Below are 18,708 nucleotides of genomic sequence, written 5' to 3'. Positions count from 1 at the left end.
GCGCAGCCGGGCAGAGGTGAGCAGGGTCCAGCGGCTCGCGCGAACCCGCCCCGGACGAGGCAGAGCGATCGGGAGTGCGGTGGCTGACGTGCCTCGTCAGGCTATCCGCTGCCCCAGGACGTCGCGATCCCGTGCGGTGGCCGCGCTCGTCGGGGCACGCGTGACAGGGTGATCCCGTGCCCCTCACGAGCGACCGGCCCCGCGTCCCCGGCGAGCGGGCCTGAATGGGCGCCGTCCTCACCGCGCTCGGCACGCTCACCGCCGTCGTCGTCGCCGGGTGGGTGCTCGGCCGGCTGCGCGTCCTCGGACCGCACGCGTCGGCGGTCCTCGCACGGCTCGTCTTCACGGTCGCGACGCCCGCCCTCCTGCTCGTGAGCATCGGGCGCACCGACCTGCACGTGCTCGCCTCCCGCGCCGCCCTCGCGACCTGGACCAGCACCGCGGCGGTCGCCGTCCTCGCCGCGCTCGTCCTGCGGTTCGCGCTGCGCCGCGACGCGGGCGACGTCACGATCGGCACGCTCGCGTCGTCGTACGTCAACGCCGGCAACCTCGGGCTCGCCCTCGCCGTCTTCCTGCTGGGTGACCCCGTCGCCGCCGTCCCGACGCTGCTGTTCCAGTTGCTCGTGCTCGCGCCCGTCGCGTTCACCGTCCTCGACGCCCGCCGCGCGCACGGGGTCGGCACGCCACCGCGCGCGGCCCGCGAGCCCGGTGCCCCCGACGTCGAGCGCGACCTGGCACCCGATGACGGCGCCGACCCCGCACCGGTCCCCCGCCCGCGTCGCGCTGCTGCCGCCGTCCGGGCCACGGCGCGCCGGACGCTGACGAACCCGATCATCGTCGGCACGCTCGCCGGGCTCGTCCTCGCGGCGCTCCCGTGGAAGCTGCCCGACGTCGTCTACGGCCCGTTCGAGCTCGTCGGCGCGACCGCCGCACCCCTCGCGCTGCTCACCTTCGGCATGTCGCTGGCCGTGCCCGCGACCGACCGCGAGCGCGCGCCCCGGCCCGACCTCACGCTCGCCGTCGTGCTGCGGTCCGTCGTGCACCCGGCGCTGGCCGCGCTCGTCGCGACGGCGTTCGGGCTGCACGGCGAGGCACGGCTCGCCGTGATCGCGATGGCCGCGCTGCCCACCGCGCAGAACGTGCTCGTCTACGCGATCCAGTACGGCCGCGGCCAGGCGCTCGCGCGCGACGCGGGCCTCGTCACGACGCTCCTCGCCCTGCCCGTGCTGCTGGTCGTGACCGCGGTCCTCTGAGCGTCGCCGCCCTCAGACGTTCTGCTCGCGGTCGACGTTCTGGGGCGCCTCCCGCGCGACGCGCCGCGGCTCGAGCGCGCGGACGACGAACGCCCCGACGACGCCCGTGACGCCGAGCGTCTGCGCGAGGTTCATGAGCGTGGCGACGAGCACCACCCAGGAGCCGCCACCGCCGAGGAACCCGACGGATCGCGCGAGGACCTCGTTCGCGACCGCGCCACCGACCAGCAGGCCGACGCTCCACCAGAACATCTGGACGGCGGACAGACGGGGCAGGTCCACGGGCCGCTCCTCTCGTCGGCCACCGCGCGGTGGCGGGCGGCCACGGTGCCGCCTGACCGCACCGTAGCGTCGCCCTCGCCACCCGCGGGGCCGATCCGCTCGTCGCGGTGACCGGCGAACGCTCAGGCGGGGACGTCGACCTCGCCGGCGGGCAGGTCGGCGGAGTGGTCGACGAACCCGCGGATCTCGACGTCCTCCGCAAGGGTCTCGGCGAGCAGCGCCGCGAGGTCGCGCACGTCGTCGGTCTCGACGAGGTAGTAGCCGCCGACCTGCTCGACGAGCTCGGTGTACGGGCCGTCGCTCACGGTGCCGGTGCCGTCGGTGCTGCGCCGCACGACGAGCGACTGGCCGGGGTGCGTGAGCTCCTCGCCGCCGACGATCGTGTGCCCGCGCGCCGGTGCGCGGCGGGCGAGCTCCGCGTGCCGGGTCGAGTTCCGCGCCATGTCGTCGTCCGTCCAGGCGTCCCACGTCGCCTGGTCACCACGCAGCATCACGAGGTAGCGGGCCATGTCAGTCCTCCTCACCGGGGCACCCACTGTGCCCTCGCACGCCCATGACGCGCGAGACCCACCCGGCTCGACACACCGGCGTGCCGGTCCGACACGAGCCGCTCAGGAGAACAGGCGCGCCTCCGCGGCCGCCCACTGGTCCTCGCCGGGCGTGCCCGGCCCACCGGGCTCGTAGCGGTCGAGGTCCAGGCCGCGCGCACCCACCGCGCGCAGGTCGGTGAGGGACCCCGACAGCACGCCCGCGGCGCGCGCCTGCACGAGCACGTTGCCGAGCGCGGCACCCTCGACGGGACCGGCGACGACGGGCAGCCCGGTGGCGTCGGCGGTGAGCCGGCACAGCAGCGCGTTGCGCACGCCGCCGCCGACCACGTGCACGACCTGCACGTCGCGTCCCGACAGCAGGGCGGCCTGCCGCACGGCCCGGCGGTACGCGAGCGCGAGCGAGTCGAGGATGCACCGGACGACCTCGGCCTGCGTCTGCGGCGGGGTCTGGCCGGTCCGCACCGCGGCGGCCGCGAGCCGTGCGGGCATGTCGCCGGGCGGGAGGAGCTCGGGGTCGTCGACGTCCACGACGGTCGTCAGGGGCGGCACCTGGGCCGCGGCGGCGAGCAGGTCGGGCAGGTCGGCGGGCAGGCCCGCGTCGTTCCAGGTCCGCAGCGTCTCCTGCAGCACCCACAGGCCCATGACGTTCTTGAGGTAGCGGACGGTGCCGTCGACGCCCGCCTCGTTCGTGAAGTTCGCGGCGCGCGACGCCTCGGTCAGCACGGGCGCGTCGAGCTCCAGCCCGACGAGCGACCACGTGCCGCACGAGACGTACGCGAACCCGGGCTGCGTCGCGGGCACGGCGACGACGGCCGACGCGGTGTCGTGCGACCCGACCGTCCACACGGGCAGCGGCGCGTGGTGTCCGACGTCGGCGCGCACGTCGTCGCGGACGTGCCCGAGCAGCACACCGGGGTCGCGCAGCGGCGGCAGGAGGCGCGCGTCGATCCCGAGCCGCTCGGCGACGTCGACCGCCCAGGTCCGGGAGGTCGCGTCGAGCAGGCCGGTCGTGGAGGCGTTCGTGACCTCGGCGACGGCGGTCCCCGTGAGCCAGGCGCCGAGCAGGTCGGGGACCAGGAGCGCCTGCCGCGCCGCCGCGAGCGCCGCGGTGCCCTGCGCGGCGACGAGCTGGAACACGGTGTTGAAGGGCTGCACCTGCAGGCCGGTGCGCGCGTAGAGCTCGGCCGCCGGGACGGTCGCGAAGACCTTGTCCGGGACGCCGTCGGTGCGGGCGTCGCGGTAGTGCACGGGGTTGCCGAGCAGGCGGCCGTCGGCGTCGAGCAGCCCGTGGTCGACGGCCCACGAGTCGATGCCGACGCCCGCGAGCGTCCCGACCTCGCGCGTCGCCGCGCGCAGCCCGTCGAGCACGCCGCGGTACAGGTGCAGCACGTCCCAGAACAGCGTCGCGTCGCCCCGTGCCCCCGCGCCGCCCGGGACCGCGGGCACGCGGACCGGCCCGTTGGGGAACCGGTTGACCTCGTGCAGCGCCACGCGCGGCCCGTCGGCCCCGTCGACGACCCGTCCGACGATGACGCGCCCGGACGACGCCCCGAGGTCGACGGCCGCGAACGCGCTCATCGCAGGAAGGCCGCCGCGACGCCCGAGTCGACGGGGACGTGCAGGCCCGTCGTCTGGACGAGGTCCGGCCCGGTGAGCGCGAACACCGCGGCGGCGACGTGCTCGGGCAGGACCTCGCGCTTGAGCAGCGTCCGCTGCGCGTAGTAGGCGCCGAGCTCGGACTCCGGCACGCCGTAGACGGCCGCGCGCTGCGCGCCCCAGCCGCCTGCGAAGATGCCCGACCCGCGCACGACGCCGTCGGGGTTGACGCCGTTGACGCGGATGCCGTGCTCGCCGAGCTCGGCCGCGAGCAGCCGGACCTGGTGGGCCTGGTCGGCCTTGGTCGCGGAGTAGGCGATGTTGTTCGGGCCGGCGAACAGCGAGTTCTTCGACGCGATGTAGACGATGTCCCCGCCGAAGCCCTGCGCGATCATCGCGCGCGCCGCCTCGCGGGCGACGAGGAACGACCCGCGGGCCATGACGTCGTGCTGCAGGTCCCAGTCCTTGACGGTGGTCTCCAGCAGCGGCTTCGAGATCGACAGGCCGGCGTTGTTGACGACCAGGTCGACGCCGCCGAACGCGAGCACCGTCTCGCGGACGAGCGCGGCGACGGCGTCCTCGGACGTCACGTCGGCCTCGACCGCGACGGCCACGTCGGGCCCGCCGAGCGCGTCCGCGACCTCCTGCGCCCCCGCGAGGTTGAGGTCCGCGATCACGACGCACGCGCCCTCGGCCGCGAGCCGCTCGGCGATGGCACGACCGATGCCCGACCCGGCGCCGGTCACGAGCGCGACCCGCGTCGCGAGCGGCTTCGGCGCGGGCATGCGCTGGAGCTTGGCCTCCTCGAGCGCCCAGTACTCGATGCGGAACTTCTCCGACTCGTCGATCGGCTGGTACGTCGAGATCGCCTCGGCGCCGCGCATCACGTTGATCGCGTTGACGTAGAACTCGCCCGCGACGCGCGCGGTCTGCTTGTCCTTGCCGAACGAGAACATCCCGACGCCGGGGACGAGCACGATCGCCGGGTCGGCGCCACGGATCGCGGGCGAGTCCGCGGTCGCGTGCCGGTCGTAGTACGCCTGGTACGCGGCCCGGTACTCCTCGTGCAGCGTCCGCAGCCGCGCGATCACGTCCTCGACGGGTGCGGTCGCGGGCAGGTCGACGACGAGCGGCGACACCTTGGTCCGCAGGAAGTGGTCGGGGCACGACGTGCCGAGCGCCGCGAGGGGTGCGAGGCGCTCGCGGGACAGGAAGTCGAGCACGACGTCGGAGTCCGTGAAGTGCCCGACCTGCGGGCGGTCGGCGGACGCGAGGCCGCGGATCACGGGCGCGAGCGCGGCAGCCCGCTCGCGCCGCGCCTGCGGGTCGAGCGGCTCGAAGCCCGGCACGACGGCGCCGAACGGGTGCCCACCCTCGGCGGCGAGCGCACGCGTGCGCTCCTCGATGAACGCCTCGGCGGAGCGGATGATCTCGAGCGAGCGCTGCTCGGCCTCGGCGGACGTGTCGCCCCACGCGGTGATGCCGTGCCCGCCGAGGACGCAGCCGATGGCCTGCGGGTTCTTCTCCTTGATCTCGGCGATGTCGAGGCCGAGCTGGAACCCGGGCCGGCGCCACGGCACCCACACGACGGAGTCGCCGAAGATCTCGTGCGTGAGCTCCTCGCCGTCGGCGGCGGTCGCGATCGCGATCCCGGAGTCGGGGTGCAGGTGGTCGACGTGCGCGGCGTCGACGAGCCCGTGCATCGCGGTGTCGATCGACGGCGCCGCGCCGCCCTTGCCGTGCAGGCAGTAGTCGAACGCGGCGACCATCTCGTCCTCGCGGTCGACGCCCGGGTACACGTCGACGAGCGCGCGCAGCCGGTCGAGCCGCAGCACGGCGAGGTTCTTCTCGGTCAGGGTGCCCAGGTCGCCGCCGGAGCCCTTGACCCACAGGAGCTCGACGTCCTGCCCGGTCACCGGGTCGGTCGCGGTGCCCTTGGCGGACGTGTTGCCGCCCGCGTAGTTGGTGACGCGAGGGTCGGAGCCCAGGCGGTTCGAGCGGGCGATCAGGTCGGCCGCGGCGCGGTGCGTCGTCGCGTCGGTCATGTCGTCAGGCTCCCCATCCGGCCTGCGTGCCACCGACACGCTCGGCCACGATCGTCTCGGCGTACCCGGACCGCGCGTACGCGGCCAGGGGCTCAGGGTCGAGACCCTGCTCGGTGCGCAGGTCCGCGAGCAGCGGGCGCACGTCGGTGTTGTAGGCGTCCATGAGGACCCCGTTCGCGCCGAGCACGTCGCCCGCGAGCTGGGCGGCCGTGAGCGCGTCGCGGTCGACGAGCAGCGCCTTGGCCGTCGCCTCCTGCACGTTCATGACGGACCGGATCTGGCCCGGGATCTTCGGCTCGATGTTGTGGCACTGGTCGAGCATGAAGTTCACGCCGCTGTCGGGCGCGAGCGCCCCCGCCTGGACGATCTCGTGCATGATCCGGAACAGCTGGAACGGGTCGGCGGCGCCGACCATGAGGTCGTCGTCGGCGAAGAACCGGCTGTTGAAGTCGAACGCGCCGAGCCGCCCGGCGCGCAGCAGCTGCGCGACGATGAACTCGATGTTCGTGCCCGGCGCGTGGTGGCCGGTGTCGAGCACGACCATCGCCCGCTCGCCGAGCGCGAGGCAGTGCAGCAGCGACGTGCCCCAGTCGGGGATGTCCATCGAGTAGAACGCGGGCTCGAAGAACTTGTACTCGAGGATCAGCCGGTGCTGCGGGTCGAGCGCGCCGTAGATCTCCGCGAGGCCCTCGGCGAGCCGGTCCTGCCGCGCGCGGATCGAGTCCTGGCCGGGGTAGTTGAGGCCGTCGGGCAGCCACAGCTTGAGGTCCTGCGACCCGGTCGCGCGCATGACGTCGAGGCACTGCAGGTGGTGCTGCACGGCCTTGGCCCGCACGCGCGCGTCGGGGTGCGTGAGCGAGCCGAGCATGTAGTCGTCGTCCTGGAACAGGTTCGAGTTGATCGCGCCGATCTGGACGCCGAGGTCCTTGGCGTGCCGCGCGAGCGCGTCGTAGTCGTCGACGAGGTCCCACGGGATGTGCAGGCTCACGCGCGGCGCGACGCCCGTGTACCGGTGCACCTGGGCGGCGTCGGCGATCTTCTCGAACGGGTCGCGCGGGACGCCCTGCTGGGCGAACACCTTGAACCGCGTGCCGGAGTTGCCGAACGCCCACGACGGCAGCTCGATCGTCTGCTGGGCCAGGACGCCGCGCGCGGCGGCGAGGGCCTCGGGGGTGGGGCTCATGCGAGGTCCTCCAGTCGGGCGGGGTCGGTCGTGGTGGGGCGCGGTGCGGTGTCGTCGGCGGTGCCGGCCGGGTCGGCGTGCGGCGGGCGGGCGGTCGGCGGCGTGGTGGGGAGCCCGGCGGCCCGGAGCTGGTCCTCGAGGTGGAAGACCTCGTCGAGCACCTGGAACCCCTCGTCGGGGTTGCCGTCGGTGACGAAGAACTCGGCCATCTCGGCCTGCCAGCGCGGGTTGACGGCGGTGCGCGTCATCGCCTCCTGCGCGGCGGCGTAGTCGTCGGTCTCGAGGTGCCCGACGAGCAGCCCGTCGGGGGCGAGGTACAGGGAGTAGTCGCGCCACCCGGTGTCGCGGAGCGCCTCGAGCATCTCCGGCCACACGGCGGCGTGCCGGGCGCGGTACTCGTCGAGGCGGTCCGGGCGGACCCGGGAGACGAAGCAGACTCGCGTCACGGCCTGCCTCCGATCGTCGCGTCGTTGAAACGATTCATCGTTGAGCACTCTAGGAACCGGGCGACCACGGCGTCAACCCTCTGCGGCAGATCCGCCGGGAAGCCCTTTCCCGGCCCGAGCCTACTGCCGCCCAGGGCCACCACGGCGACCGCGCCGGGCACGCCCGTGCACGCTGCGCACGAGGTCGACCGGCGGTGAGGCGGTCCGGGGACGCCGGACGGTCGGCCGATACCATCGGGGCGCGACGACGCAGAGCGGAGGACCACGGATGGCCACCACGACCCGGGGACGAGCGGAACGCCGCCCGTCGATCACCGACGTCGCCAAGCGCGCGGGCGTGAGCGTCGGCACCGTGTCGAACGTCCTCAACCGCCCCGACCAGGTCACTCCTGCGACGCGGGACCGCGTGCAGGCGGCGATCGACGAGCTGCAGTTCGTCCGCAACGCGTCCGCCCGCCAGCTCCGGGCCGGCACCATCCAGACGGTCGGTGCGATCGTGCTCGACATCGCCAACCCGTTCTTCACCGAGGTCGCGCGCGGCGTCGAGGACCGGCTCGCGGCCGAGGACTACACGCTCATGCTGTCGTCGTCGGACGAGGACCCCGAGCGCGAGTCGCGCTACCTGCGGCTGTTCGAGGAGCACGGCGTGCAGGGCGTCATGGTCACACCCTCGGCCGGGTCGATCGACGCGCTGCTCGCGGTGCGCGACCGCGGCGTGGACGTCGTGCTGCTCGACGCGACGTCGCCCTTCGACGACCTGTCGTCGGTCGCGGTCGACGACGTGCGCGGCGCGGCCCTCGCGATCGAGCACCTCGTGGAGCTCGGGCACCGGCGCATCGCGTTCGTGAACGGCCCGCTGAGCATCCGGCAGTGCGCCGACCGCCGCGCGGGCGTCCTGCAGGCGCTGCACGCCGCGGGGCTCGACCCCGAGCAGGCGCTCGTCGAGGTGACGATCGGGTCGCTCAACGCGGACGGCGGCGAGGAGGGCATCGCCCAGGTGCTCGACACGACCGACCGCCCGACCGCGGTGTTCTGCGTCAACGACCTCGCGGCGCTCGGGGTGCTGCGCGGGCTGCGGGCGCGCGACGTGGCGGTGCCGGCCGAGATGGCCGTCGTCGGGTACGACGACGTCACGTTCGCGTCGATGCTCACCGTGCCGCTCACGTCGGTGCGGCAGCCGACGCACCAGCTGGGCTGGACGGCCGCCGACCTGCTGCTCCGCCAGCGCACCGAGGGCGAGCGGTTCCAGCACCAGCGGGTCCAGTTCCAGCCGGAGCTCGTCGTCCGGGGGTCGTCGGACCCGAACGCCTGACCGCCTCCCCCTGGACAGGAGGCAAGCGCTTCCCCGTAGAGTGAGACGATTCAATCCGTCGCAAAGGAGCGCACGTGACCGACTCGACCACCGCGCCCGACGCCGCCGTCCTGCGCGTCGCGATCGTCGGCACGGGCGCCATCGCGCACGCCCACCAGCAGGTCCTCGACGCGAACCCCGGTGCGACCGTCGTCGCGGTCGCCGACCCGAACCCTGAGGTCAGGGACGTCTTCGCGGACCGGTACGGCATCCCCGGCCGGTACGGCTCGCTCGACGAGCTGCTCGCCGCCGAGACCGTCGACGTCGTCCACCTGTGCACCCCGCCCGGCCTGCACCGCGACCAGGCGATCACCGCGCTGCGCGCCGGCGCGCACGTCGTGTGCGAGAAGCCGCCCGTGCTGTCGCTCGCCGACCTCGACGCCGTGCTCGACGTCGCGCGCGAGGTCGGGCGCGAGTACGCCGTCGTCTTCCAGCAGCGCACCGGCACCGCGGTCGGGCACGTGCAGCGGCTGCTCGCCGACGGCGCGCTCGGGCGTCCGCTCGTCGGCGTCTGCCACACGCTCTGGTACCGCAAGCAGGAGGACTACTACGCCGTGCCGTGGCGCGGGAGGTGGGCGACCGAGGGCGGCGGGCCGCTGCTCGGGCTCGGCATCCACCAGCTCGACCTGCTCGCGTTCCTGCTCGGCGACTGGGCGGAGGTCGACGCTCGGGCGTTCCGGCTGGACCGCGACCTCGAGACCGAGGACACGTCGACCGCGGTCGTGCGGTTCGCCGACGGCGCCGTCGTGTCGGTCCTGACCACCGCGCTCGCGCCCCGGCAGACGAGCTACGTGCGCGTCGACACGACGCTCGGCACCGTCGAGGTCGAGCACCTGTACGGCCACGACGCCCGCTCGTGGCGGCTCACGCCCGCCCCGGCCGTGACCGGCGGCCCCGCCGAGCCCGCGCCGGACTCGTGGACCCTGCCGGCCGACGACGAGCCCAGCGGCCACACCCCGCTGCTGCGCGCCGTCTACGAGTCCTTCCGCACGGGCGCGCCGCTGCCGCCCGTCGCCGCCGAACCCGCCCGGTCCCTCGAGCTCATCACCGCGATCTACGCGTCCGCCGCGCTCGGCCGGCCCGTCACGAAGGCCGACCTCGCACCCGGCAGCGAGCTGCGCGGCGGCTTCCTGCACGGGATCGAGGACCTGCGACCGGTCGCGGCGGGGACGGACGCGTGAGCGCAGGCGTCACGGACGCGGCCGCGGGGGTCGACGACGCGCCGTCGGACGGCTCGTCGGTACGCCGCGTCGCGCCGGCGCCGCTGTTCACCGACCCGCTCGGTGCACCGACCGACCCGACGCTGGTCCGCGGCCCCGGCGGCACGTGGTGGCTGTTCGCCACGCGGCGCCGCCCCGACGACCCCGGCCCGGGCGTCACCTGGGTGCACGGCACGGACATCGCCGTCGCGACGTCCGACGACGGCGGGCTCACGTGGACGCACCGCGGCGTCGTCGCGGGCCTGGACCCGCACGAGGGCCGGAACACCCTGTGGGCGCCCGAGGTCGTGCACGCCGAGGGCCGGTTCCACATGTTCGTCTCGTACGTCCGCGGCGTCCCCGACCGGTGGGAGGGGCACGACCGGCACGTGCTGCACCACGTGTCCGACGACCTCGTGACGTGGGAGTACCGCGGCGTCGTGCCGCTGTCGTCGGACCGCGTCATCGACGCGTGCGTCGCACCGCTGCCCGGCGGCGGCTACCGGATGTGGTTCAAGGACGAGGCAGCGGAGTCCACCACGTGGTGCGCCGACTCCCCCGACCTGGAGACGTGGGGCCCGTCGCGCCCCGCCATCACGGGCCGCCCGCACGAGGGGCCGAACGTTTTCACGCTCGGCGGGTGGCACTGGATGCTCGTCGACGAGTGGCGCGGGCAGGCCGTCCACCGCTCGTCGGACCTGGAGACGTGGGCGTACGACGGGCACGTCCTCGACCGGCCCGGACGCCGCCCGGCCGACGGGTCGATCGGGCACCACGCCGACGTCGTCGTCGGGTCGGACGCGGACGGCGAGCCCGTCGCGTGGGTCTTCTACTTCACGCACCTCGTGTCGCCGTTCTCGGACGAGGGACGCACGCTGGGCGCGGCGCACGCCGCGACCCGCTCCGACGACGACCCGGTCGGCGGCGCCGCGGGCGGCGAGACCCCCGCGACCCGGCGGGCCGTCGTGCAGGTGGCGGTGGCGCGCGTCGTCGACGGGCACCTGGTGTGCGACCGCGACGAGCCCGTCGACCTCGACCTGCGCCGCGTCCCGCTCCCCTGACCTGATCCCGTCACACGCTCGACCCTGCACCCCGACCGCACCACCCCCGCGAGGTACTCCCATGACGAACCCCTGGCCGCTCGGCGTCGACGGCATCGCCTACGGCGGCGACTACAACCCGGAGCAGTGGCCGCTCGCGACCCGCGTCGAGGACGTCGAGCTCATGCAGCAGGCGGGCGTGACGCTCGTGAGCGTCGGCATCTTCTCCTGGGCGCAGCTCGAGCCGCGTCCGGGCGAGTACGACTTCGGCTGGCTCGACGACGTGCTCGACCGGCTCGCGGCGGCGGGGATCAAGGTCGCGCTGGCCACCGCCACCGCCAGCCCGCCGCCGTGGCTCACGCGGAAGCACCCCGAGCTGCTGCCGGTGCTGGCCGACGGCACGGTGCTGCACCCGGGCGGCCGGCAGGCGTACCGGGTGTCCGCGCCGCTGTGGCGCGAGTACGCGGTCGCGATGACGCGGCGGATGGCCGAGCGGTACCGCGAGCACCCCGCGCTCGCGCTGTGGCACGTCGACAACGAGCCTCGGCTGCCACGTGCCGCACGACTTCTCCGACGACGCGGCCGCCGCCTTCCGCCGGTGGCTCGAGTCGCGGTACGGGACGGTCGAGGCGCTGAACGCGGCATGGGGCACGGCGTTCTGGTCGCAGCGGTACGACTCCTTCGACGAGGTCCTGCCGCCGCGCACCGCCCCCACGTACCCGAACCCGACGCAGCAGCTCGACTTCGCGCGCTACTCCTCGGACGAGCTGCTCGTGCACTACCGCGCGCTGCGCGACGTGCTGCGCGAGGTCACGCCGCACGTGCCGACGACGACGAACCTCATGCTGTCGACGGGCACGAAGTGGATGGACTACTTCTCCTGGGCCGACGACCTCGACCTCGTCGCGAACGACCACTACACCCGCGCGCACGACCCGCTCGCGCACGTCGAGCTCGCGCTGAGCGCCGACCTGACGCGGGGCGTCGCGGGCGGCGACCCGTGGGTGCTCATGGAGCACTCGACGTCGGCGGTGAACTGGCAGCCGCGCAACCGCACCAAGCGGCCGGGCGAGATGCTGCGGCACTCGCTCGCGCACGTCGCGCACGGCGCGGACGCGGTCATGTTCTTCCAGTGGCGGCAGTCGGCGGCGGGCGCCGAGAAGTACCACTCGGCGATGCTGCCGCACGCGGGGACGGACACCGACGTGTGGCGCTCGACGGTCGAGCTCGGCGCGGCGCTGAAGGCGATCGGCGAGGTCAAGGGCTCACGCGTGCGGTCCGACGTCGCGATCGTCTGGGACTACCCGTCGTGGTGGGGCGTCGAGCTCGACTCGCACCCGTCGACCGACGTCACGTACCCCGACCGTGTGCTCGCGCACTACCGGGCGCTGTGGGAGCGGCACGTCTCGGTCGACGTCGTCGCCCCGTCGGCGGACCTGTCGGGCTACCGGCTCGTCGTCGTCCCGACGCTCTACGTGACGACCGACGCCGACGCGGCCAACCTGGCGCGGGCGGCGGAGGGCGGCGCGACGGTGCTCGTCACCTACTTCTCGGGGATCGTCGACGAGCACGACCACGTGCGGCTCGGTGGCTACCCGGGCGCGTTCCGCGACCTGCTGGGCGTCCGGACCGAGGAGTTCTGGGCGTTGCAGGACGGCGAGACGCTCACGCTCGACGACGGCTCCGTCGCCGACGTGTGGTCGGAGAAGATCCACCCCGCCGAGGGCACCGAGGTCGTGCGGACGTTCGCCGACGGTGACCTCGCCGGCGGGCCCGCCGTGACGCGTCGGGCCGTCGGGGACGGGTCCGCGTGGTACCTCGCGACGCGGCTCGACGACGCGGCGCTCGGCGCGCTGACCGAGACGCTGCTCGTCGAGGCCGGCGTCGAGCCCGTGCTCGCGGGCGTGCCGGAGGGCGTCGAGGTCGCGCGCCGGACCGCCGACGACGGCCGCTCGTGGCTCTTCGTGCTCAACCACACGACGGCGGCCGTCGACCTGCCCGCGGGCGAGGTGCTCGCGGGACGCACGACCGGCGGACAGGTCGACGCGGGCGGGTACGCCGTCCTGCGCGAGCTGTAGCGCTCGATCAGGGCCTTTCTCGCGGAACCCCCTGCCGGTCGGCCGCGTCGTCCCCCTACCATCACCGCCACGGGCCGACGGGGGCTCGTGGCGGTGCGAGGGGACGCGCATGGTGGACGTCGGCAGCGGTGCAGGGAGTGCGACGCGCGACCGGTCGGCACGCACGGGCGGGCGGAGTCGCCGACCCGTCGTGCTCGGGGTCGTCGCCGGGCTGGTCGTCGCCGCGGTGGCGGTCGTCGTCCTGGTCGTGCTGCCACGGACGCGCACACCGGACCCGACGACGCTGCTCGCCGACCAGGGCGTCACGGACGCGACCCTCGTGCGCGGCGCGGGCCAGGACCGGGTCCGTCTCGTCGTGCTCCCGCAGGACCGCCCGGCGACGGGCGTGACCGTGACCGTCTCGTGCACGGGTCGCGACGTGGCACGCGTGTACCTCGACGGCTCGTGGGAGGGCGGGGTGCCGTGCGGCGGCGACGCGCGGACGGTCGCCGGGGGTGACGTGACGCTCGGCGAGGCCGTGGACCTGTCCGTCGAGCACGTCGTGGAGGTCGAGGCGGAGCCGGGTGCCGTGATCGCCGTCACGGTGGCGACCGCAGGCGGCTGACCTGCGCACCCGCCCCACGTCTGACTTTTCACCCGCTGGTGTGACGCACGAACCGGACGACCCGGTTGCAACTGGACGCTTGTCCCGGTGAGGATGCGCCACATGGCAGCGACCCCGTCCGAGCCGCCTGCCTCCCGGCCGGCACCCCCCGACGTCGTCGAGCCGCTGACGCGACGCGACCTCCCCGCCGCCGCCGCCGTCCTGGCCGCGGCGCTCGCCGACGACCCCGGGTTCCGGCACCTGTTCCCGGTGGACACGCGGCGCGAGTCCGAGCTGCGCGCGCTCTACCGGATGACGCTCTCGGACGCCCTGCGGTACGGCATCACGTACGTGACGAAGCTCGACGGTGTCGTGACCGGCGCGGTCGCGCTGTACGCGCCCGGCACCTACCCGATGACGCCCGCGCGCTGGTGGCGGCAGGCGTTCCGCATCGCCGCGATCGCCCTGCGCACCCGCACGCACTCGTTCGGTCTGATCAAGTTCGGCGACCTGACGGCCGAGGGCGTGCCCGCGGACGCCTGGTACGTCGAGGCGCTGGGCGTCCGGCCCGACCTGCAGCGCGCCGGCCGGGGGAAGCTGCTGATGGCGCGGGTCTTCGCGGACATCGACGCGGGCGAGGCTCCGGGCTACCTGGAGACGACGAAGCCGCTCAACGTCAACTACTACTCCGCGCTCGGCTACGCGGAGACGAGCGCCCGCGTGGCGCTCGCGCCCGAGGGGCCGTGGATCATCCCCATGGCGCGCCCGCGCAAGGCCGCCTGACCTCCGTCGGGTCAAGCAGAGGTCAAGCGACCCCTTTCGCCAGGGAAAGCATGCGTGCCATGCTGGCCCTGTCACACCCCGGGGCGGGTGCACCTGCCGGCTCCGCGGGGACCGTCCGCCCGGTCCGCCGGGCCCGTTCGGCGAGGGGTGCGCGATGACTCTGTTCGGTGGATGGCGCCGGAAGGACCGGTTCGCGGAGACCGCGGCCGCGACGGCCGTGGTCCTGCCCGTGGTCGACGGCGGGACCGGTCCTGACGGACCGCCCGACCCCGTGGCGCCCCCGGTCCCCGACGTGACACCCGCCGCGCACGGCGGCGGGTGGTTCAGCGGCTGGTTCCACGGGGCGTCCGACGGCGGCTCGGGGGGTCACGGCCACGGCGGCTACGACGGCGGCGGGCACGGCGGCTTCGACGGCGGCGGGTTCGGGGGCTTCGACGGCGGCGGCTTCGGCGGCGGCGACGGCGGGGGCGGCGGGGGGTACTGACCCTCGGCCGCTCGCATCCGGCGCGGCCCTGCGCCACAGGTCGCGGCCGGTGCGGCCCGGTGAGCGCAGGGACGTGCGTGCGGTGTCGCGGGCGTGCCCCGGGCCCTGCGCGTACGAGCGTGTCGGTGGTGCGCACGACAATGGCGCGTGCCCTACGTGCTGCTCACCGACGACCCGGACCGGGCCGGCGGCGTGCTGCTGCGGCACACGTCGGACGACGGCGAGCCCGCGCCCGACGCCGAGCGGGTGCCCGCGCGCGACCTCCCGGCCGCGGTCGCCCGCTACGAGGCGGACCACCCGCGCTGGGTGTGGGACGACACGGCCCGCCGCTACCCCGCGCTGCTGCGCGCCGGCGTCCGCGTCGAGCGGTGCCACGACCTGCGCCTGTGCCACACGATCCTGCGCGGCAGCGCGTACGCGACCGGCTCGGACCTGGCCCGGGCGCCGCGCGGGCCGTGGGACGGTCGACGGCCGCAGGAGCCGGCACCCGCCGAGCCGGACCTCCTCGACGAGCTCACGCTGCTCGACGACCCGGGCGCCGCCGCGACGCCCCCCGCCGACCCGGACGACGTCCCGCTCGACGTACCGCAGGAGCTCGCCCGGCAGCTCGCCGCCGTCGCGGGCTCGACCGAGCCGGGGCGACTGCGGCTGCTGCTCGCGGCCGAGTCGACGGGCGCGCTGATCGCGCAGGAGATGCGGCACGACGGCATGCCCTGGGACACCGCGGTGCACGACGCGCTGCTCACCGACCTGCTGGGCCCGCGACCCCGCGGCGGCCGACCGGCTCGCCTCGAGGCGCTCGTCGAGCAGATCCGCACCCACCTGGTCCAGCCGACCCTCAACCCCGACTCGCAGCCCGACCTGCTGCGCGGCCTGCGGCTCGCGGGCTTCGACGTGCAGTCGACGTCGAAGTGGGAGATCCGCGCGCTCGACCACCCCGCGCGCGAGCCCCTGCTGGAGTACAAGTCCCTGTCGCGGCTGCTGTCCGCGAACGGCTGGGCGTGGATGGACACGTGGATCCACGACGGCCGGTTCCGTCCCGAGTACGTCCCCGGCGGCGTCGTGTCGGGCCGCTGGGCGACGAACGGCGGCGGCGCGCTCCAGCTGCCCGCGGCGATCCGCGCGGCGGTGCGGGCCGACGACGGCTGGCGGCTGGTCGTCGCCGACGCGGCACAGCTCGAGCCGCGCGTGCTCGCCGCGATGTCGGGTGACGCGGCGATGGCCGCCGCCGGGCGGCAGGCCGACCTGTACCAGGGCGTCGTCGACGCGGGGATCGTCGCGACCCGGTCCGACGCGAAGTACGCGATGCTCGGCGCGATCTACGGCGCGACCACGGGTGCGAGCGCGGCGCTCATGCCGCAGCTCACGCGCGCGTACCCGCAGGCCGTGGCGCTGGTCGAGGCGGCGGCACGCGCGGGCGAGCGCGGGGAGGTCGTGACGACGTGGCTCGGCCGGTCGTCGCCGGTCCCGGACGCCGCGTGGCAGGCCGAGCTGACGGCGGCGTCGGCGGAGGGCGCGGCCGCGGAGGACGTGCGCGCGGTGCGCCGTCGCGCGCGCGACTGGGGCCGATTCACCCGCAACTTCGTCGTGCAGGGCACGGCGGCGGAGTGGGCGCTGTGCTGGATGGCGTCGCTGCGACGGCGGCTGCGGGACGTGGAGGGCCGCCCGCACCTGGTGTTCTTCCTGCACGACGAGGTCATGGTGCACTCCCCCGCGGCGGTCGCCGACGAGGTCGCCGACGCGGTGCGGGCGGCCGCCGTCGAGGCCGGGCGCCTGCTGTTCGGGGCGACGCCGGTCGACTTCGCGCTGAACGTGTCCGTCGTCGAGAGCTACGACCGCGCGAAGTGAGCCGGCCGGGCCGCGTCCCACCGCAGGTGCCGTCACGAACCCGCGTCGCAGTCCGCCCCGAGGCCCGGTGCGGCGATCGCGGGCAGCGTCTCGGTCACCGGCCCCAGGACGGTGCCGAGCCGGACCTGCGGACCGTCGACGCCGAGGCTCTGCACGGCCGCGCAGTCCGTGACCTCCCACAGGATCACGAGCCACGAGTCGGTGCCCGCGGGGACCGGAGCAGGGACGGCCGGTGCCGCGCCGACCGGGAGACCCGGCACGGGGACGGGTCCGTCCACCGTGAAGAGGCCGTCCGGCGCCATGTCGGTCCCCGGCGGCCCGCCGGCGGGTGCGACCCACGCGCCGAGCACGTGCGCGCCGGGCACGTCCGCGACCGACGCGACCGTCACCGGTCCCGCTCCCCCGCGCGCGAGCGCGACCCCGACGAGCACCTGCCCGTCGTCGACCTGACGGGCCGCCCCCGAGGCACCCCCACGGTCGACGACGGTCGGTCGGAGCGCGGTCGACGCCCACCCCGCGAGCAGGACGGCGACGACGAGCGCGGCGACGACGAGGCCCGAGCCGCGCCGCGCGGGCGGGACGAGCCCGTCGACGTCGGGGTCCCGCGGGGGACGCGCATCGCCGTCGGGCGTCGCGGTGGTGTCGGCGATGCTCATTGGCCTAATGTACTGTGCCAATGGGCCAGAACGCACGACTTCGGCGACGGGAGGGGACATGGCGACGCTGACAGGGCTGCTCGTGCTGCTGATCGGCGCCGCGCTCGTCGGCGCCCTCGTGAGCGCCGCACGCTCCCGCCCCACCGCCGCGGACCTCGCGTGGCTCACCGGCGACCCCGCCCCACCCGCGGACGAGACCGACGTCGCGACCCGCTACCTCCGCCGGCACCGCACGTACCCCGTCGTCGGGGCGCTCACCGGCGTGAGCCTCGCGGTCGTCGTGGGGATCCGCTGGTACGGGTCGCTCGTGGTCGGCGTCGGCGGCCGCAGCCCGCTCGCCGACCCGCTGTTCCTCGGCCTCACGGGGGTCGTGGTCGGCGCCCTCGTCGCCGAGTCGTTCCGGCTCCCCCGGCCCCGGGGGCCCGTCCAGGCCTCGCTCGCGCCGCGCACCGGCGGCGCGGGCGCCGGACACGTCCGCGCGGCCCGGGCGACCACGGGCGCCGCCGCGCTGGTCACGGTCGCGGACGTGGTGCGCGCCGCGGTCGTGGGCGACGGCGCGTCCGTGGCGACCGGCACCGCGGTCACGCTGCTGCTCGGCGCCGCGGTCGTCGGTCTCGCCGAGCTCACCCGCGCGCGCGTCGTCGGCCGCCGGCGGCCCGTCCTGTCCCCGCGCGCCACCCGGCTCGACGAGCGGCTGCGCGCGTTCGCGACCGCGTCCGTCGCGCACCTGGAGCTCGCCGCCGCGGTGCTCACGCTCGCCTGGGTGGTGTCGGCGGCGTCGCTGCTGCCGGGCGACGGCGAGTGGCTCGGCGTGGTCGCGGTGGTCGCAGGGCTCGTCGTCGCCGTCGTGCAGCTGCGGGCCGCCCGGCCACGCCCGCCCCGCACCGCGCGGCTCCGCGACCCCGCCGTCCGCGCATGATCGTCCAGGTCGACCCCGGCTCGCCGGTCCCCGTCTTCGAGCAGCTCCGCGAGCAGGTCGAGCGGCTCGTCGCGTCGGGCGCGCTCGCCCCGGGCAGCCGCCTGCCGACGATCCGGCACCTCGCCGCCGACCTCGGCCTCGCGCGCGGGACCGTGCAGCGGGTCTACGACGAGCTCGCGCGCGACGGCTGGGTCCGCACCGCCGGCCGGCACGGCACCGTCGTGGCCGAGCGTCTGCCCGCGCCGCCCGACGCCGACGCGCTGCCCCGCGCCGCCGACCGGCTCGCGCTCGTCGCACGCCAGCTCAAACTGGACCCGCGCGACGTGCACGCGGCGCTCGACGCCGCGCTCGCACGGACCGGCGGCGCACCCGCCTGACGCCGGGCGCGCGCGCAGACCCGCCGCGGGCCGA

The 18,708-nt window shown here is 75.4% G+C and carries 17 protein-coding genes and 1 pseudogene; 11 read left to right on the top strand and 7 right to left on the bottom strand.

What is annotated here, in order from left to right; genetic code table 11:
• Positions 1 to 224: 224 nt before the first annotated feature.
• A complete protein-coding gene (locus OOT42_RS03015; RefSeq protein ID WP_273653476.1) occupies positions 225 to 1,253 on the top strand; it encodes an AEC family transporter in 1,029 nt (342 codons plus the stop codon).
• A 12-nt stretch (positions 1,254 to 1,265) separates the two neighbouring features.
• On the opposite strand, the gene OOT42_RS03010 is transcribed toward OOT42_RS03015, so the two are convergent.
• The 6 genes from OOT42_RS03010 to OOT42_RS02985 all read right to left on the bottom strand — a co-directional run bounded on the left by OOT42_RS03010 (position 1,266) and on the right by OOT42_RS02985 (position 7,356).
• Positions 1,266 to 1,535 (bottom strand): hypothetical protein, encoded by a 270-nt coding sequence (locus tag OOT42_RS03010; RefSeq protein ID WP_273653475.1) that lies wholly within the window; start codon positions 1,533 to 1,535, stop codon positions 1,266 to 1,268.
• A 122-nt stretch (positions 1,536 to 1,657) separates the two neighbouring features.
• On the bottom strand, positions 1,658 to 2,044 hold the full coding sequence (locus OOT42_RS03005) for a YciI family protein (protein ID WP_273653474.1): 387 nt from the start codon (positions 2,042 to 2,044) through the stop codon (positions 1,658 to 1,660).
• A 102-nt stretch (positions 2,045 to 2,146) separates the two neighbouring features.
• Complete coding sequence (locus OOT42_RS03000) at positions 2,147 to 3,664, bottom strand: rhamnulokinase (protein WP_273653473.1); 1,518 nt, start codon at positions 3,662 to 3,664, stop codon at positions 2,147 to 2,149.
• Positions 3,661 to 5,727 carry a bifunctional aldolase/short-chain dehydrogenase gene (locus tag OOT42_RS02995; RefSeq protein ID WP_273653472.1) on the bottom strand — a complete coding sequence of 689 codons (2,067 nt, stop codon included), beginning with the start codon at positions 5,725 to 5,727 and terminating at the stop codon, positions 3,661 to 3,663. The genes OOT42_RS03000 and OOT42_RS02995 overlap by 4 nt, the downstream gene beginning before the upstream one ends.
• Before the next feature lie 4 nt (positions 5,728 to 5,731).
• Entirely contained in the window at positions 5,732 to 6,910 is a 1,179-nt protein-coding gene (gene rhaI / locus OOT42_RS02990) for an L-rhamnose isomerase (protein WP_273653471.1), read from the bottom strand.
• A complete protein-coding gene (locus OOT42_RS02985; RefSeq protein WP_273653470.1) occupies positions 6,907 to 7,356 on the bottom strand; it encodes an L-rhamnose mutarotase in 450 nt (149 codons plus the stop codon). The genes rhaI and OOT42_RS02985 overlap by 4 nt, the downstream gene beginning before the upstream one ends.
• A gap of 268 nt (positions 7,357 to 7,624) precedes the next feature.
• On the opposite strand from OOT42_RS02985, the gene OOT42_RS02980 reads away from it, so the two are divergent.
• The 8 genes and pseudogenes from OOT42_RS02980 to OOT42_RS02945 all read left to right on the top strand — a co-directional run bounded on the left by OOT42_RS02980 (position 7,625) and on the right by OOT42_RS02945 (position 16,722).
• Positions 7,625 to 8,668, top strand: coding sequence for a LacI family DNA-binding transcriptional regulator (locus OOT42_RS02980; RefSeq protein WP_273653469.1), 1,044 nt, complete (start codon positions 7,625 to 7,627; stop codon positions 8,666 to 8,668).
• Positions 8,669 to 8,742: 74 nt separating this feature from the next.
• A complete protein-coding gene (locus OOT42_RS02975) occupies positions 8,743 to 9,888 on the top strand; it encodes a Gfo/Idh/MocA family protein (RefSeq protein WP_273653468.1) in 1,146 nt (381 codons plus the stop codon).
• Positions 9,885 to 10,967: a hypothetical protein gene (locus OOT42_RS02970; RefSeq protein ID WP_273653467.1), complete on the top strand. Its 1,083-nt coding sequence runs from the start codon at positions 9,885 to 9,887 to the stop codon at positions 10,965 to 10,967. The genes OOT42_RS02975 and OOT42_RS02970 overlap by 4 nt, the downstream gene beginning before the upstream one ends.
• Before the next feature lie 61 nt (positions 10,968 to 11,028).
• Positions 11,029 to 13,024, top strand: a pseudogene (locus OOT42_RS02965) (beta-galactosidase).
• 109 nt (positions 13,025 to 13,133) lie between these two features.
• Positions 13,134 to 13,628 (top strand): hypothetical protein, encoded by a 495-nt coding sequence (locus tag OOT42_RS02960; RefSeq protein WP_273653466.1) that lies wholly within the window; start codon positions 13,134 to 13,136, stop codon positions 13,626 to 13,628.
• Between the two features lie 102 nt (positions 13,629 to 13,730).
• Positions 13,731 to 14,390 (top strand): GNAT family N-acetyltransferase, encoded by a 660-nt coding sequence (locus OOT42_RS02955; protein WP_273653465.1) that lies wholly within the window; start codon positions 13,731 to 13,733, stop codon positions 14,388 to 14,390.
• A gap of 154 nt (positions 14,391 to 14,544) precedes the next feature.
• Positions 14,545 to 14,874, top strand: a complete 330-nt coding sequence (locus OOT42_RS02950) for a hypothetical protein (protein WP_273653464.1) — start codon at positions 14,545 to 14,547, stop codon at positions 14,872 to 14,874.
• Between the two features lie 147 nt (positions 14,875 to 15,021).
• Positions 15,022 to 16,722, top strand: coding sequence for a bifunctional 3'-5' exonuclease/DNA polymerase (locus OOT42_RS02945; RefSeq protein ID WP_273653463.1), 1,701 nt, complete (start codon positions 15,022 to 15,024; stop codon positions 16,720 to 16,722).
• Positions 16,723 to 16,754: 32 nt separating this feature from the next.
• On the opposite strand, the gene OOT42_RS02940 is transcribed toward OOT42_RS02945, so the two are convergent.
• Complete coding sequence (locus OOT42_RS02940) at positions 16,755 to 17,378, bottom strand: hypothetical protein (protein ID WP_273653462.1); 624 nt, start codon at positions 17,376 to 17,378, stop codon at positions 16,755 to 16,757.
• A 58-nt stretch (positions 17,379 to 17,436) separates the two neighbouring features.
• Between OOT42_RS02940 and OOT42_RS02935 the strand changes: the two genes are divergently transcribed.
• Entirely contained in the window at positions 17,437 to 18,297 is an 861-nt protein-coding gene (locus OOT42_RS02935) for a hypothetical protein (RefSeq protein WP_273653461.1), read from the top strand.
• Positions 18,294 to 18,674 (top strand): GntR family transcriptional regulator, encoded by a 381-nt coding sequence (locus OOT42_RS02930; RefSeq protein ID WP_273653460.1) that lies wholly within the window; start codon positions 18,294 to 18,296, stop codon positions 18,672 to 18,674. The genes OOT42_RS02935 and OOT42_RS02930 overlap by 4 nt, the downstream gene beginning before the upstream one ends.
• Positions 18,675 to 18,708: the final 34 nt, after the last annotated feature.

This window comes from Cellulomonas fimi (genome assembly GCF_028583725.1).
Classification (GTDB): domain Bacteria; phylum Actinomycetota; class Actinomycetes; order Actinomycetales; family Cellulomonadaceae; genus Cellulomonas; species Cellulomonas fimi_B.
This window is presented reverse-complemented; position numbering and strand designations above follow the sequence as displayed.